12 protein-coding genes and 2 pseudogenes are annotated in these 15,644 nt (G+C 71.1%); 3 read left to right on the forward strand and 11 right to left on the reverse strand.

The genetic code is table 11. From position 1 onward, the window contains the following. The 7 genes and pseudogenes from ACZ501_RS30195 to ACZ501_RS30225 form a co-directional block, all read right to left on the reverse strand. Positions 1–940: pseudogene (locus ACZ501_RS30195) on the reverse strand (hypothetical protein); the annotation flags it as partial. Positions 941–965: 25 nt separating this feature from the next. Next, positions 966–1,712, reverse strand: a complete 747-nt coding sequence (locus ACZ501_RS30200) for a hypothetical protein (protein ID WP_468799673.1) — start codon at positions 1,710–1,712, stop codon at positions 966–968. A 679-nt stretch (positions 1,713–2,391) separates the two neighbouring features. Further along, positions 2,392–2,790 carry a hypothetical protein gene (locus ACZ501_RS30205; RefSeq protein ID WP_468799675.1) on the reverse strand — a complete coding sequence of 133 codons (399 nt, stop codon included), beginning with the start codon at positions 2,788–2,790 and terminating at the stop codon, positions 2,392–2,394. A 161-nt stretch (positions 2,791–2,951) separates the two neighbouring features. Next, positions 2,952–4,352, reverse strand: a complete 1,401-nt coding sequence (locus ACZ501_RS30210; protein ID WP_468799677.1) for an AbiJ-related protein — start codon at positions 4,350–4,352, stop codon at positions 2,952–2,954. Between the two features lie 33 nt (positions 4,353–4,385). Then, positions 4,386–4,736, reverse strand: a complete 351-nt coding sequence (locus tag ACZ501_RS30215) for a hypothetical protein (RefSeq protein ID WP_468799679.1) — start codon at positions 4,734–4,736, stop codon at positions 4,386–4,388. Positions 4,737–4,899: 163 nt separating this feature from the next. Continuing rightward, positions 4,900–6,171 (reverse strand): MFS transporter, encoded by a 1,272-nt coding sequence (locus ACZ501_RS30220; protein WP_468799681.1) that lies wholly within the window; start codon positions 6,169–6,171, stop codon positions 4,900–4,902. Then, positions 6,168–7,130: a rhodanese-like domain-containing protein gene (locus tag ACZ501_RS30225; protein WP_468799683.1), complete on the reverse strand. Its 963-nt coding sequence runs from the start codon at positions 7,128–7,130 to the stop codon at positions 6,168–6,170. Before ACZ501_RS30225 ends, ACZ501_RS30220 begins: the two co-directional genes overlap by 4 nt. Before the next feature lie 645 nt (positions 7,131–7,775). On the opposite strand from ACZ501_RS30225, the gene ACZ501_RS30230 reads away from it, so the two are divergent. Together ACZ501_RS30230 and ACZ501_RS30235 are read left to right on the forward strand one after the other, a co-directional pair. Next, positions 7,776–8,579, forward strand: coding sequence for a hypothetical protein (locus ACZ501_RS30230; RefSeq protein ID WP_468799685.1), 804 nt, complete (start codon positions 7,776–7,778; stop codon positions 8,577–8,579). Between the two features lie 125 nt (positions 8,580–8,704). Further along, positions 8,705–8,908 (forward strand): annotated as a pseudogene (locus ACZ501_RS30235) (hypothetical protein); the annotation flags it as partial. Between the two features lie 267 nt (positions 8,909–9,175). Here the strand turns inward: ACZ501_RS30235 and ACZ501_RS30240 are convergent. Both ACZ501_RS30240 and ACZ501_RS30245 read right to left on the reverse strand, forming a co-directional pair. Beyond that, positions 9,176–9,745: a GNAT family N-acetyltransferase gene (locus ACZ501_RS30240; RefSeq protein ID WP_468799687.1), complete on the reverse strand. Its 570-nt coding sequence runs from the start codon at positions 9,743–9,745 to the stop codon at positions 9,176–9,178. Between the two features lie 941 nt (positions 9,746–10,686). Continuing rightward, positions 10,687–11,394 carry an NAD(P)-dependent oxidoreductase gene (locus tag ACZ501_RS30245; RefSeq protein WP_468799689.1) on the reverse strand — a complete coding sequence of 236 codons (708 nt, stop codon included), beginning with the start codon at positions 11,392–11,394 and terminating at the stop codon, positions 10,687–10,689. A gap of 115 nt (positions 11,395–11,509) precedes the next feature. Between ACZ501_RS30245 and ACZ501_RS30250 the strand changes: the two genes are divergently transcribed. Further along, positions 11,510–12,226, forward strand: coding sequence for a TetR/AcrR family transcriptional regulator (locus ACZ501_RS30250; RefSeq protein WP_468799691.1), 717 nt, complete (start codon positions 11,510–11,512; stop codon positions 12,224–12,226). Between the two features lie 772 nt (positions 12,227–12,998). On the opposite strand, the gene ACZ501_RS30255 is transcribed toward ACZ501_RS30250, so the two are convergent. Together ACZ501_RS30255 and ACZ501_RS30260 are read right to left on the reverse strand one after the other, a co-directional pair. Then, positions 12,999–13,592 (reverse strand): DUF642 domain-containing protein, encoded by a 594-nt coding sequence (locus ACZ501_RS30255; protein ID WP_468799693.1) that lies wholly within the window; start codon positions 13,590–13,592, stop codon positions 12,999–13,001. 427 nt (positions 13,593–14,019) lie between these two features. Further along, positions 14,020–15,570 carry a phospholipase A2 gene (locus tag ACZ501_RS30260; protein WP_468799695.1) on the reverse strand — a complete coding sequence of 517 codons (1,551 nt, stop codon included), beginning with the start codon at positions 15,568–15,570 and terminating at the stop codon, positions 14,020–14,022. Positions 15,571–15,644 lie beyond the last annotated feature (74 nt).

A 15,644-nucleotide genomic window follows, 5' to 3' on the forward strand; every position in this document is an offset into this window, starting at 1 on the left:
AGCCGACCAGGAGAGCGACCTGCGTCTCGGGCAGCACGTCCTTGACGAGTCCGACGATCGTGGCGTGCGCGAGCGGCTTGACGCCCAGCTGTTCCAGCGCCTTCGCGCGGTCGCTGAGGTCCAGGTCCCGGGGCACGGTCAGCCCCTCGGTCAGTGGGCCCCAGGAGCGCTTCGCGTCCCGGCTCGCGGGCGGCGCCCACGGATCGACGGCCTCCCGCACCGGCGCCGCAGGAGCTGGGGTGGGCGCGGCAGTCGGCGCGGTACCCGGCGCGGCGGCGGGTGCGGGCACACGGGCGTCGGCCGGAGCCGACGTCGGGGTCGGGGCTGGGGCGGCCGGGGCGGCGGCCGCGGTGGTGACGGCGGCGACGGCCTGGTCGACGCCGGCACCGGCACGGTGGGCGTCGAGGAGGATCCGGGCGACGTCGATACCGCGGGCGTCGAGCCGGCCCATGTCGGCGGCGATGTCCGGCCACGCCGGGGAAGAGAGGATCGCGTCGCGGACCACGCCCTCGGGCATCGTCGCCGTCAGGAGGTCGGCCCACCGGTCGGTGCCCTCCGCCTTCGTCCGGGCCGCGTTGGCCACCACCGCCTGGTGGACTCCGGCGGTCATGCGGCCCATCTGCGGCAGAAACGTACCGAGGTCGACACCGGCCTGCTGAAGACCGACGAGCTGGCGGGCCATCACCGGCCAGTCCGCGCCCTCCATCAGCACGGCCAGGATGTCGTCGCCGATGACGCCGCGCAGCTGGTCCGCCGACCAGCCCGGCGCCTTCTTCGACGCGTCCTCGCTCAGTTCCTCCTCCCGTCCGGTGATCCGTGTCTGGGTGGCGCGGCGGACCGCGTCGTTGATGGTCATCACCAGCCGGTAGGCCATCGCGGCGGTCTGCGCGGCTTCCCCGAGGGCTTCGGCGAACGGCTCGGGCTGGGGCGGGTACGTCATCGGCAGCAAGCTCCCTCGAGTGGGGTCAGCGCGTACGGGACGGGCCCGGCCGGCCGGGATCCGGACGCGGCCGGACCGGTACACCGCTAACGGGCGCAGCGGGCGGCAGGCCACGGTGTGGAGTGCGCACCACCCGACCGGTACGCGGCTTGGTGGTCGGGGGCGGGGCGCCGGTCAGGCCGGCTGCCTCCCGCAGCAGGACGGCGGCCTCTGCCGCGGCTTTCGCCTGTGCCCGGAAGGCCTGCGCGCGGTGCCAGTCGGCGGCGGCCTCCACCGCCTCCACGAGCGCGATCAGCAGGGTGAGGACGACGGCGGCGCCGCCGCCCCGGGCCGCGCGCGGGGTGTGTTCCAGGGCGCGGGCCCCGGCGCGCCAGCCGGCTCGAGCGCGGCCTTCGAGGGTGCGGGCGCCGGGGGCGCGGGCGGCTTGCTCGAAGGCGTCGGCCGCCCGCTGGACGCGGTCGCGGACGAGTGCCGGGGTGTGGGCGGCGGCGACGGCCAGGAGGTCGCCGAGGGCCGCGACGTCACCGGCGCCTTCGTCCTGCCCGGCCCGGCCGAGGAGTTCGGATGCTTCCCGGATGTGGTGCTCGGCGAGCGCCCAGTCGGCGTCGGTGACGAGGGGTTCGTAGCGTTCCCGGACGCGGGGCAGGGACAGGTCGTACGCGAGCGTCGAGCCCGCGAACCAGACGGGCCGGCTGCCACGGTCGGCGCGGTCCCCGGGCAGCGCGACCGAGTACCCGACGAGCGCGCCGTCGTCGTCCCGGCGTTCACGCACGCGGACTCCGGCGTCACGGAGCCGGTCGAGGAAGTCGGTGTCACCGTGGGCGAGCGCGGCCGCGGTGCGAACGGTGCGCTGCAGGGACTCCCGGGCGGTCTCTCGGCCAGGCCGCGGCGGGCGGCCTTCTCGGCCTCCCCAGTGACGGGGCGCCGGCGGGCGGTCCGGTCCAGGGCAGACATCGGGGTCAGGCCCCAGCGGGCTTCGAAGGCGCGGGCGGCCGTGTGCATCGCGGGGATGTCGCCGCGCACGCGGGGGTGACGGCCGTCCTGGCGGGCCAGGGTCGCCGCGATGTGGATGTGGTCGTCCGCGTGCCGTACGGCGACCCACCGGCAGGCCTGCTCGTCGCCGTGCTCCGCGATGCCCGCGGCGTGGACCATCGCGGCCGCAACCTCCGCCCACTCGGCGTCCGACAGGCGGCGGTCGCCGGGGGCGTTGCGGACCGAAACGTGCCACACATGCTCCGCCGGCTTCGGGCCGCGCAGCGCCTCCACCGGGGCGTCCAGGAGCAGCGCCAGATCCGCCAGCGACATGCGGTCCGGAGTACGGGCCGAGCACGGCAGATCCGGATCCCAGGCCGCGACGAGGTGGGCATCGACGTTCTCGTCACGCTCGCCCGGACCGAAGAGGTAGTCCAGGAGGCCGATTGTCGTCGAACCGCTCTCCGCCTTCTTCGGCATCACGACCGGGGGCGCCTCTCCCGCATCACCCGGGCCGTCGCCTCATCCACCCGCGCCACCACCTTCAGGGCCTCCTCCACCACGGTGGCAGCCGACTCCGGAACCTCGGCCCCGGCCGGGCCGGTGGCGGTCAGGGCGCGGAGCGCTGCCACGGTCTCCCGCAGGTGGACCCGGGCCTGGATCAGCTCACGAAGGACATCACCGGCATCCCGCGAAACCGGCACCAGCACATGCTGCGCGACCGCCATCACCTGACGCCCCGCCCACGACGCGGGTGACATCCCCTCCCGCCCTGCGGCCAGCCGGACGACCTCCAGCTCCGCGTCGTTGAACGACAGATTCCCTCGCCGAGCACGCGGCGCGGACGTCAGCCGCTCGCGGGGGAGCTGCGTGGCCATCCTCCGGGCGCCGTCAGAGGCGCCGCTGCTCGGCCGTCCAGTCCATGCACAAGGCACTGCCGAAGGTTCCTGCGGGCGTACGTCCGCTGTGGATCGCCATCACGGACACCCTTGTCGCACACGCGCCGACAGAGGTGTCCTGACCGACGGTGCCGTGGGGGTCAGGATGTTCCGGCGCTGACGTTGAAGCGCTGGAACAGAGCTGGCAGGAACTGCTCCAGGAGCACCCGGGCCGCGGTCGCATCCTTGAGTTCGTCGTGCCCGAACCGGAAGACCTCGTACTCCCTGAGTTTCAGGTCGCGGTCGGCTGCCATCGTCTCCGCGTACTTCGCGGTGTCGGGGCGCTGGCCTCGGTCGCGGGTGTAGTGCTGGGAGCCGTCGACTTCGAGCACGATGCGCTGTCCGTGAGGCAGCAGGAGTAGGAAGTCCATGCGTGAGCGCAGCAGCGCCTGGGGGCCGCGTTCGCGGACGGTCTGGTGATCCCAGTGGAGCCAGACCTCGGGCAGCAGGACGGGGTGGTCGTAGACCTTGGTGCCGAGGATCTGGTGGTAGGAGTCGAAGAGGTTCTGCTGACCGGGTGAGTTGTCGGGCAGGCTGCGGCGGAGTCGGCGGTAGAGGGAAATCTTGGCGTCGGCTTCGGTGGGGATCTGGTGCTTGTCCTGCCACCAGGTCTGGAGGTCGCGCCAGCGAAGTCCGTCTTCCGGCGTGGGGCGGTCGTAGACCAGGGAGTCGTCGCGGTTGCCGACGATCTCGATGTCGTTGTCCATGGCGGACTGGAAGCGGATGTCGGGCTTGGTGAGCGAGGCGAAGATGATGTTCTTCGGCTTGCGGTTCTGGGCGAGCCGGGTGGAGACCATGCTGAAGCGCGGGTAGCCCCCCTCCATCCCCGTCTCCCTCAGCTCGATCGCGGCGGCCCGGACGTGCGCGTTGATCGCGGCGACGAGGTGCCGTTGCGCGGCTTCGTCGAGCAGGACGTCCGCGGAGACCAGTGCTTCGAGGAAGCGGGCGAACCTGGCGTCGCCGGCTTCGAAGGCACCCAGGTTCTCAAAGAGGTCTTCGGTCGACCAGTCCCCCGGGCTGCGGAAGACGTGCTGCTCGATGTCGCGCTTCAGGCTCGGCCCCGGACTGCCGAAGATCGCGTCCATGAGCGGGCTCATCTCGTCGGCGAGCACCCAGAAGCGGCTGAGCATCCCCATGAACCGGTTCTCGCTGCGCACGAGGTCGGCGAGATCGAGCGAGCGGGCAAGCTCTCGTCGAATCCGGCTGGGTACTTCCGGTGGGGAGGCCTCCGCCCACAGCAGGTCTTCGATCCCGATCCTCTGGGCCGTGGTCGCGTAGCCGTTGGCCAGGAGGTTCAGGGCGACGGTGTGGAGGTGGCTGTCGGGTACCTGGGCGTAGCTTCGAGCGACCCGCTCGCGCTTCGTGCCCTCCTCTGGGGAGTTGGGCGGCATCCCCACCTTCGCGAAGGTCTCGTTGAGCGTGGCGTGCGTGTTCGCGTCGAGACGAGCGACAACGTCGCCGACCAGTTGTCGAAGAGTCGAGCGATCCCTGCTAGCGGCCATCCGACGATCGTCTCAGACGGCACCGACACCCGGTCAGGGGTTCGGGGTACCGGCCTGCGAGGCGACCACGAGGCGGCCACCACCGCGGTGGACGCCCCGCAGGAAGTCGTCCCAGTCCGTGTGCGACAGCCACGACTTCTCCATGAGGTGGGCCGTCCAGTCCAGGAGCTGCTCCCAGGAGCGGATCTTGGCTGCGGGGATGTCATAGGCGCCCTCGCCCGGGGCCGGGTCGCACAGGGCATGGTGAGCCTGCCAGCGCACCTTCTCCGGGTAGCCGAAGATGTCGTCCCCGCTGAAGGAGAGCGATCCGTCAGCTCCGTCCGTGCGCTCTTCCTCCCACGCGCGAACAGCCTCTTCGGTGCGGCGGACCTCCGCCGTGTCCACCCACAGATATCCGTCGTCGTCGGCAATAGGCCTACGGCAGCCCCGCCGCGCCGAAGCAGCCTGCCCCTCACGTCGACAGAGCACGCCCGTCACCCAGCGGCTGCGGGCCGAGGCCGGGGTCGCCGAGGGCCTGCCCCGGTAGCGGCCGGGGCAGGCTTTCCGTTCAGCCGGCGTCGGGCCGGTGCTCGGTGATCCAGCGGGCGGCGAGCAGGCCAGAGGCGGCGGTGAGGACGGCGGCGGCGACGACGGTGGCGTTCAGGCCGAGCCAGTCGGCGAGCACACCGGCCACGAGAGCTCCGGCGGCGTAGCCGATGTCCCGCCAGAACCGGTACGTCCCGAGCGCGTTGGCCCGCCAGGCAGGGTGGGCGTGGTCGGAGATGGACGCGATGAGAGCTGGGTAGACCATGGCCGTGCCCAGGCCCAGGAAGACCGCGGACAAGACGCCCGCGAGCAGCGGACGCTCCAGCAGGACGAGGGCGAGGACGAAGCCCACAGACTGGACGAGCATGCCGTAGACGATCAAGGGCTTGCGGCCGATGCGGTCGGCGAGGTGACCGGTGGGGATCTGCCCGAGCCCCCACAGGATCGGGTAGAGGCCCTTGATCAGGCCGACAGCGGCCAGGCCCAGGCCGTGGTCGGTGAAGAGCAGGGGGAAGACGCCCCAGGTCAGGCCGTCGTTGAGGTTGTTGATCAACCCGGCCTGGCTGGCGCCGCGAAGGGAGCGGTTGCGCCAGGAGGTGCGAGTGAACGTGGCCTTGAGGCCGGTGTCCTCGCCGGTGGGCAGCGGCTTGGTGTGGTTGGCCAGTTCCAGGGCGACGTGGGCGGCGGTGTCGCGGACCACCAGGGCCAAGGCGAGGCCGGCGACGACGAAGATGACGCCGATGAGTTCGGGGACGGGGCGCAGGCCGTAGCTGGTGGCGAGGTAGCCGGTGAGCAGGGCGGTGACGCCGACGGCGGTGTATCCGGCGGCCTCGTTCAGTCCGGTGGCGAGCCCGCGGCGGGCGGGTCCGACGAGATCGATCTTCATGTTGACGGTCATCGACCAGGTCAGGCCCTGGTTCAACCCGAGCAGCACGTTGGCCGCGACGATCCAGCCCCAGGACGGCGCGTAGGCCAGGGCAAAGGGGACTGGGATGCCGAGGACCCAACCGGCGATGAGGAGTTGCTTGCGGCGGAAGCGGGCGGTGAGGGCGCCGGCGGCGAGGTTGGTGAACGCCTTGGTGAGGCCGAAGGCGATGATGAAGGAGAAGACGGCCAGGTCGCTGGTCAGGCCGAAGGTCTCGGAGCCGATGAGCGGGACGGTGGTGCGTTCGAGGCCGACCAGGCCGCCGACGCAGATGTTGACGATGACCAGCAGCGTGAACTGGAGCCGGTTCTCGCGCAGGCCGAGCCGTACGGGCCGGCCGCGTGCGTCGGTGGGGTACGTGGTGCTCACGAGGTGGTGTCCCCGGTTCCCTGGATGAGCTGCTGGCCGTGGGCTTGGGCGTACTCGGCGGCTCCGCCGTCGAGGACGGCGATGTCGGTGTGGCCGGCGCGTTCGAGGACGCTGGCGGCGGTCATGCCACGCTCGCCGTGGGCGCAGGCCACGACCGCGCCCTCGGGGGCATCGGCGGCGGCTGCGGCGAGGGAACCGAGTTCGATGTTCAGGGCGCCGGGGACGTGTCCGGCGGTGAACTCCGCGTCCTGGCGGACATCGACGTAGGGGCGGCCTGCGGCGTGGCCGGGGGTGAGGAAGGCGGTGGTGGTCTGCGGGTTGCCGTCGGCGAGCCAGGCCGCCATGCCGCCCGCGAGCCGTCCGGCCAGACGCTCGTAGCCGATCTTGTACGACTGCCACACGATCTCGGCGAGGTCCTGGCCCTCACCGGTGACGAAGACGACCGGGTCGGTGTCGGGCAGGAGCCAGCCGAGCCAGGTGGCGAACTGGCCGCGCAGCGGGATGGACAGGGAGCCGGGTATGTGGCCGGCCGCGTAGTCGGCCGCCGGGCGGACGTCGACGGTCTGCGCGCCGTCGGCGAGCAGCGCCTTGACCTGGCCGGCGTCGAGCGCGGGCAGCAGCGGGGCGGCACTCAGGACGGCGGGGCCGCGCCGGTTGGCTTCGCCGAGGCGGTCGAAGTAGGCGGGGTAGCTGCCCAGGCCGGCCACCAGCTGCTTGACGAAGGCGTCCTCGTCCGCGGCGGCGAGCAGGGGGTTGGTCTGCTTCTGGCCGCCGATGGTGGAGGTGCGCTCGTTTCCGCGTACGGCGGAGCAGAAGGAGCCGGCGCCGTGGGTGGGCCAGACGGCGGTGGCGTCGGGCAGGGCAATCAGGCGCTGGAGCGAGCGGTACTGGGCGCGGGCGAGTTCCTCGGTGCGGTCCGGGCCGAGGAGATCGGTGCGGGCGGCGGAGTTCACGATCATCGAGCCTCCGGTGAACACCCCCAGTTCCCGGCCGCCGTCGTGCAGGAGGAAGGAGAGGTGCTCGTCGGTGTGGCCGGGGGTGGCCAGGGCCCGCAGGGTCAGGCCGCCGAGATCGACCTCGTCGCCGTCGCCGAGGCCCCGGTGTCCGAAGGCCCGCCGCCCGGCGGCGGAGGCGAGGATTTCCGCTCCGTCGTCGTGGCCCGAAGGGCCGGAAATCGTCCACGGTCATGTGCAGGCGGATCCGCTGGAACCTGAACGGGTGCCGGAAAACGCCCTGGCTCATAGCCCTGTTCGCGCTCACCTCCGCCACCAGATCCGGGCGTACCCGCGTGACGTCCAAGGTGTCACGGCTCCCCCACGCTGCGGTATGTCAGCTTCCGCACCGCCCCGGGAGCCCACCGTGACCACCCCCGCGCCCGGCAGACCCCAGCCTGCGACCTGGGCGCCCAGCCAGACCGAGCCCTGCTCTCGCTGGCGTGTTGACTGCACCCTCCCCGATTCGTCGTGCCGCTGACGCACATGAGGCATCACCCACTTATCGGGGGGCGGATGTTGGTGCTGACCCCCTGCCGCACCCGCAACGGGTACAGGAGGTGCGGCGGACCGGCCGGAGCCGCTGTCGGTCGGGGTGGCTAGTCTCCGGCCATGGAACTGACCTACGACGCCAGGCCCTCCGCGGAGGAGATCGTCGCCGCCGTGCCCGGAGTGGCACCGTACGCCGTGCCGGCCGTGACACTGGTTCCCGTGCCGGGGGAACCGACCGTCCACCAGAGTTCCGTGGGTGGACCATTGCTCTGGCCGGCCGACGAGGCGTGGCCGTGCTGCGATGTCCCGGACGAGCAGTCCGGTTCCGGTGTACCAGCGACCGCCATGGTGGCAGTCGTGCAGGTGTACCGGAAGGATGCGCCGGGCGATTGGTGGCCTGAGGGCAAGGATGTGTTCCAACTTCTGTGGTGCCCCAACGTGCACTGGGATCCCCCGGCTCCGCATGCCGATGTCAGCCCGGTCGCAGAGATCCGCTGGCGCAACAGCGCGGACGTGACGCGCATACTCGCCTCGCCCCCGCTGCCCGTACGGCAGGAGGAGCCCGACTGCGGATACACCCCGGTGCCGTGCACGCTCACCCCCATGCCGCTCGTTGACTTCCCCTACCCGCAGGCCCTGCCGGACAGAAAGCTCCAGGAGGCCGTGCGCGAGTACGTGAAGGCGACCGGGGACGGAAGCGATGTCATCACCCGGGTGGCCGGGACCAAGTTCGGCGGGTGGCCCACCTGGCACCTGACCGACCCTTACGACATCGTGTGCCTGACCTGCGGTGCCCCGTGCCGCCTGCTGTTCACCGTGGCCAGCGACCACACCACCGGCATCACGGTGGGCAGATGGGGCGACTTCCGGATCTTCTCCTGCCCAGCTGGGGAAGAACACGGCTACGTCTTCGACCAGCACTGATCCACCTCGCGGGCCCCCTGAAGTAGTACAGAGAAGCCCGCTCCGACCTGCCGTTACGGGGTGGGTGCCTCACCCTTGTGCCCTGCGTGCAGGCAAGCGCGGGCGGCGCAGTACGGGGAGTAGCGATGTCCGCACCGCCCCCGGCCGACAGCCCGCGGCTGGACGTCCTGCGCTTCCTCGAACGCGTCCAGCTCCGGGACCTCCAGCGCACCCGCGACTGGATAGCCGCCGAAGAGCAGCACGCGGCGGTGGAGGCGGCGCGGGTGCACGTCGGCAGCTGCTGGGACACCCGCAGCCGCTGCAAGGGCGCCACCACCGGCCTCGCCCGGCGGGCCCTCGCCGAGGGCGTACAGGCCTGCCCGGCCTGCCGTCCCGACGCCATCCTCCGCCACGGGGTCAGGGCTGCGGATATAGCCTGGTCAAGGCCGATCTCGCGGACCGTTTCGACCAGCAGGACTGAACCGGCCTGTGAGACGACCTGACGGCTGTCGCCCTGGACACGGACACGGGCTAGAAGCGTGGGCCGGTAACGAGCAAGCCACCGAGCGTTGGTGATTGAATGTCTGGCAGTCTGGAGCATGGGGGCGGTGTCGGGCTCAACCGCTTGATCGACGGCCGAGATCAGCGGCCAGCGCCGCGTAGATGTACTCGCTGCCCCAGCGATCCCCGTCGAGGTCGTTCTCGACCAGGTGCGCCTCACGGCGCATCCCGAGACGCTCACAGACCCGCACAGATCCGGTGTTCTCCACGTCCAGCCGTGCGTAGATCCGGTGCACGCCCAGCGTGTCGAAGGCAAACCCGGCCAGCGCCGCGGCCGCCTCGGTCGCGTAGCCGTGTCCCTGGTGACCCGGGTCGAGAGTCCAGCCGATCTCGGCCTGGGCCGCGCGGGCATCAGCCAGGGCGAGGCTCACCTCGCCGATAACGCCGGGCTCATCGCGTCGGCAGACAGCGAGCGCCAGCTTGTCCCCGTCGGCGTGCCAGACCGTCTGCGCCGCGCGCTCGGCGGCCACCTGTCCGCTGCGCTCACGCGTGTGCACCGGCCGGTACAAGTAGCGTGCCACGCCCGGCAGGCTCTGGTAGGCGTACAAGTCATCGGCGTCGTCGGGAGCGAACAGACGCAGCGACAACCGGGACGTGGTCAACGGCAGCAGCGGGACGATGTCCAACCGGACCTCCAGAGGCGGATGTGCATCAAGTTGCGGCCTGATTTTGGCATCACGGCTGCCCGGCAGCCACGCCTTTTCAAGAGCAGCGCCAGGGCAGCCGCACGTCACCACGGGGCTCGGCATTCCAGGAGTTGCTCACTGACCCACGCTCCTCGATCTTGCATGATGGTCTTCCGACGGAGTCGGCAGACCATCTTTCACGACTTCTGGACGAGCTGAATCGAACCGGCGGGAAGATGACCTGACGGCCGTCGCCCTGGACACGGAGATGCGGGTACGACCCGATTGGCTCCCTCGCCTGGAAGGTGCTCTCTCCGCGGTCGGCCCACCTCCGGACACCGCCTCCAGGCGTTCGGTTCGGCGTCACCCGCCACCCGCACCACCGCAGCGCCCAACTGACCACCCCAGCGATCCGGCCTCCGCCAGCCCCAGCACAGGGCCGCCCCAAAGCGACCGGCACTCCGTCGCCGGCCTCCGGGCTCAGGCGTCCCGCCGTCACCGGCTCCGCCCAGAGGCCTTGGCCGGGCGCAGCGGCCGGGGCGGTGATGGAGCGGGAGCGGGCCGCGGTGGTGGAGACGCGGGGCCGTCGGACCCGGGGCGCCGGGCGGGGTCGGCAGGGCGCGCAGGACCTGGCCGACCATGCGGCCCTTGAGCTCTCCGGGCGGGCCCTGCCGCCAGGCGGTGCGTTCCATGAGCCCGGCCTGCAACCGCTCGGGCAGCCCCAGGCTCGCCTTCCGGCCCGCGGGCGAAGCCGGCCATGCGGGCCGCGTGTCGGCGTACACCTGAACGTGCTCAGGCAGGTACAGGTGTACGTGCTCAGGCTCTGATGCTTTCGGACGGGTTACGGCGACCGCCCGACTCGTCGGGCGGTCCGTGGCCGGGCCGTGCCGGCCACGGTGATGCAACGGGGGCGGTCCCCTGGCGGGTACTGGTTGCAGACCTCAGTAGCCGATCGTGAAGCGGCGCTGAACGAAGCGCGGCAGTTCCGCTTCGTCGATCAGAGCGACAGCGGCGTCCTCCGCCGAAATGCGGCTGCGGCCGTCGGCGTCCACGACGGGCTGGTCACCACCGATCCGGAAGCGACCGGTGCGCTCGCCCGGGGAAATGTCCTCGGCCGGGCTGAAGTAGGTCCACAGCCGGTTTGAGGTGCGCAGAACGTTCAGGGCGTCCCGGTGGCCGCGCACTGCTGCCGCATACTCCCGGGGCAGCCCGACTTGGTCGAGGACGGCGTGCAGAAGTTCGTCGGAGTCGGCGCGTACCACCCCCGGTTCGAGCTCCAGGCTGCCCGCACCGCCGACCACGATGAGCCGGGTTCTGGGGTGGCTCTCCAGCGCCTTCAACAGGGCCCGCACCACGGTGGCGTAGACGGTGGGATCGGCGATCGAACGCTGCACGGTGTCCGCGATGTCCCTTGCGGCGTTGCCGGGCTGGAAGGCGCTGATGAGCACGTCGAGCCCTGGGAGGACGGCCGTGATGCTCGCCGGGGCCAGGACGTCGACGCTCGCCCAGCGGACGTTGTCCCGGCGCTCGTTGCTCTTGTTCTGCGAGGCATCGCGGCTTAACGCCGTGACGAGATGCCCTCGGTCGAGGGCCTCGACGACCACCCGGCTGCCGATGGTTCCTGTCGCTCCGATGACTCCGATGTGCATGGTTCTCCCTTTGTTGACGCGGAGGTGGACGCGGCCACGACTCGTGACGCACGCAACTGTACGGCGTGAAGTTTCAATACGGCCACCAATTTAGGTGACGCTGTAGACTGTGTGCGTGACGAGTACACCCAGCAGGGGAAGACGCGAGCGGCTACGCGCTGAGACAACGGCCGAGATCAAGCGCGTGGCACTGGAACTGATGGCCTCAGGCGGACCCGACGCCATCACGCTGCGGGCCATCGCCCGCGAGATGGGTATGACCGCCAACGCCATCTACGGCTATTTCGCCACCCGCGACGACCTGGTCACTGCGCTCGTCAACGACGTGTACACGGCCCTGGCCGACGCCGTGGACACTGCCTGGGAGACCTCACCCGCCACGGATCCCGCCACTCGGATCCAGGCATGGGCGGGCGCCTTCAGGGACTGGGCCCTGGCCAACCCCCAGGGCTTCCGGCTCATCTACGGTGATCCCGTTCCCGGCTACCGCGCCCCCGAGCAGGGCGCCGCCCCGGATGCCGCACGCCGAGTCTGCACCGGGCTCACCGCACTCGCAGCAGCCGCCTGGCCTCACGCCAAGAAGTTCTACGACGGCAGCGCGTTCGAGTGGTCCGACTTCGATGCCGGGCTTCTCGACAAGGTGCGCCCGGCGTTCCCAGAACTGCCACCCGCAGCCGTCGCTCTCGCGTTGCGAATCTGGGGTCACCTGCACGGTCTGGTGTCGCTGGAGGTCTACGGCCACATGCGCAACCAGACCATCAGCCCGGAAAAGCTCTTCCGCGAGGAACTGGCCCAACTCGTACGGACACTGAACGTTCCCCGCGAAGCGTGAACGCCCCCGGCCCGCAACCTCCTAAATCCGGGCCGGCTCCGGCCACCGAGGCTACGACATCCTGGGTACGTTCGCGTGTACCCGGCTGGGCACTTTCACGCGAACGCCGACAGCCGCGCGCAGGGGCCAGGCCCGGGTGCTGGGCCTTCAAGCCCTGCAGCACTAGCTACACCATGATCACCGCCTGGTCGAAACTGCGGGTGCACGTCCGTGCCACCGACTGGGGCGGGGAAGTCGGCGTTCCGGCGGCCCCCGTTCACCGCCGCGACCCGGCCCGGGCCTCCATGGGGAACTCGCGCACCCGATGACGGTTTCGGTGGCGTCCCTCTGCAGCGGATCTTGGTCCAGGTGCGGCGGCCGGCCTGATACGGCGCGCCCATGGGTGTGGCCACCACGCCTTTGAGGCCGGCGACGTCGGTCCAGGACTCCAGCCAGTCCGTCGCCGTCGCGATGTCCGTGGTCATCGGGCACAGGGTCCCGCGGCGAGGTCAGGGCGCGGGCGGCGAACAGGACTTCCAGGGCCGTCTGCGCTCCGCTAACGGAGGGCGGTCAGGTCGGTGCCTTCGGCGGGCTGGAGGACGCCGAAGGCGACGTAGAGGGCGGGTGGTGAGGGGCGGCCGGGCGGCGGCTGCTCCCGCTGCCGGCCGGCCCTTCACGCCGGGCGCAGGCCCGGTCTCGGGGTCGGCCGGCCGGGCGTCGCCGGACCCGCGAGGATCAGGAGAGGCGCGCAGCCGGCCGTGGTGGTGACGTGGCGGGGCCTGGCCCGGCTGTGCTACTCCTCCGCGGTGACGTCGGTGATGACGGCACCGCAGTGGCCTTCGACGACGGAGTCGAACCGGAGGTGCGAGATACGGCTTTCAGCGATGAAGGTGTAGGTCGCCAGGTTCCAGTTCGGGTTGGCCTTGTCGGGCAGCCCTGCATTGAACAGGCGCTCCGAGTCCGGGCCCGCTCCCGAGACGCTGAAGCGCAGGGACTTGGTCGTGTCGCAGCCGTCCCACGTGTCCGTGCCGTGACGGAACGTGATGGTGATCTTCCTCCCCGGCGTGGTGGGGAACGCCTGGGATATGCCTCCCAGGCTGCTGCCGTTGAGGCTGACCGCCTGGGATGCCGAGCCGGTCTTGGCCCACGCGGCGGACTCGATGTCCACCGTCCCCGTCACCGTCCAGCCGGGGATGACGGAATGTCCGTTGCCTGCGCCCACGCCCTGGTAGCCGCTGGACAACTGCGGCTGGTTGAAGGGGGGGTTGGTGAGCGGCAGGTACTGGTGCTCGGGCGCTGCGCTGGCGGGGACAGCGGCGGTCGCCACGAAGGCCGAGGCGGCAGCGGCCGCGATGAGCACACGCTTGGTGATCCGCGTAGTCGGCATCAGAGATGTCTCCGTTCTCCCAGCTGTTCCGTCGCCGCGAGGCGACGCTGGGTCCGTTCCGGATGAGCGGACCTATCCCTGCCACAGAGTCACCCTCCGTGAACGAATGCGGAACCGTGATCATCCGCACGAAGGACCACCCCGCCCGCCCACTGAGCTGATTGCGGGACGGCCGGAAGCCGGTCATCGGCCCCGCCGGGTCGGCCGCCACGGGCCGGAGCGCCGGGAGGCCGAGGAGCAGTGCGGCCACCCGGTACTGCCGCAAGGCACCACGCGTCCCGCCCCGGCTCCCGGCACGAGTGCCTGGCGGCCGCTCGCAACGCGCGGCCGACGCGCGCAGACGGGACGCTGCGTTCTGCGCGCGTCGGTTCAGTGCTGCGGCCGGCCGTGGGTCCGGGCTGCCCGGGGTCCGTCCCGGGCAGCCGGCTCAGCCCTTGTAGAAGTGCACGACGCCGTCGTGGTAGCCCTTCGCGACCCTCAGGCACTGCTCTCGCAAGAAATCGGGCCGGGGGTCGACGGGCCAGATCTTGAACGTGCACTCCGCCTGCAGATCCTGGAGGAAGATGTCATCGACCCGCTTCTTGGCTTCCTGTCCGACGGCTGTCGTCAGGAAGTTCTGCTCACCGAGGAGGGACTGGTAGTTGCGGTACCCGAAGTCGTGGCGGTTGCACGCGTTCGTGAAGTCGAAGCCCTGGATCGTGTCCGGCACATGGCTGCAGCCGTCGTTCGCCCAGTCGAAGACGAACGGGTCGGGCGCCCCTTGCAGATGCTGCGAGAGGGTGTCGAACCAGTCCTTCGTGGCAGGCAGCCCGGGCTCGGTCAGCTGCTTCATGCGCTCCAGCTTCGCTTGACGTGTCTCCCCGCCGGCGAGGGGAGCGTGCTTGGCGTTCCACTTCGTGCCCTTGCCCTGCCATTCGAAGACGGCGGTGCGGTCGGGGGTGAGCCCGTAGACGTGGCGGTCGGTGACGGCGAAGGCGGTTCCCGCGCTTCCGATCTCGCTCCAGGCGTCGGGAGCGCCGTCGTACTTGTACAGGGCGTCGGTGTCGGGACGCGTGGCGAACAGGCCCGCTCCGCCGACGTACAAGTCGTCGGCCGGACCGCCGACCTTGCTCCATGCCGTGCCGGTTCCCGTCCACTCGTAGACGGCGGAGCGGTCGGTGCTCAGGCCGTAGAGGTGGTCGCCGGTGACGGCGAAGTCGGCACCCGGATCACCGATCTCGCTCCACGCCTCCGGGGTGCCCCCGTACTTGTACAGGGCCCCCGTGTCCGGATTCGTGGCGAACAGGCCCGCTCCACCGGCGTACAGGTCACCGGCCGGGCCACCGACCTTGCTCCAGGCCGTACCGGTTCCCGTCCACTCGTAGACGGCGGAGCGGTCGGTGCTCAGGCCGTAGAGGTGGTCGCCCGTGACGGCGAAGTCGGCACCCGGATCACCGATCTCGCTCCACGCCTCCGGGGTGCCCCCGTACTTGTACAGGGCACCCGTGTCCGGATTCGTGGCGAACAGGCCCGCTCCGCCGGCGTAGAGATCGCGGGCCGGGCCGCCGATCTTCTCCCAGTGGGTGTTGCTGCCCGTCTGCTCGTAGACGGCGGAGTGGTCCGCGGCCAGGCCGTAGAGGTGGTCCTCCGGAGCGGCCACGATGCGCGAGAGGACCACCGGGCCGGCGCCGGCGGCCGGCTCCGCCGCGGCGGGAAGCGCGGAGAGGAACACCGCGGTCAGGACACCGGCCACAACGGCACCGGCCCGCCCGATCGCGGGGCGGCGCAGGATGCGGCGGCGGAGACTCTGCGGTTCCTGCGGTTCCGCCGAGCGGATCTCGCCCCGGAGCTCCGGGGACTTCTTCGGCACCGCGTTCGCCCAGGGCTTGGGTGCGCCCGGGGTCCGGTCGTCGGCGTCGGGGGCCGGGGTCGTGCCGAGGGGGACGGGCCCCGCACGGCGAGGGGACCGGGTGCGGTCGCTTGAAGGAGGTCGGGTCATGGGATGCTCCAGGGTTTGTCCGGTAAGGGCTGGAGACCCACGGTGCGACCTGGTCTGATTGTCCATCAACGGGT

This window comes from Streptomyces sp. NPDC034085 (genome assembly GCF_055575555.1).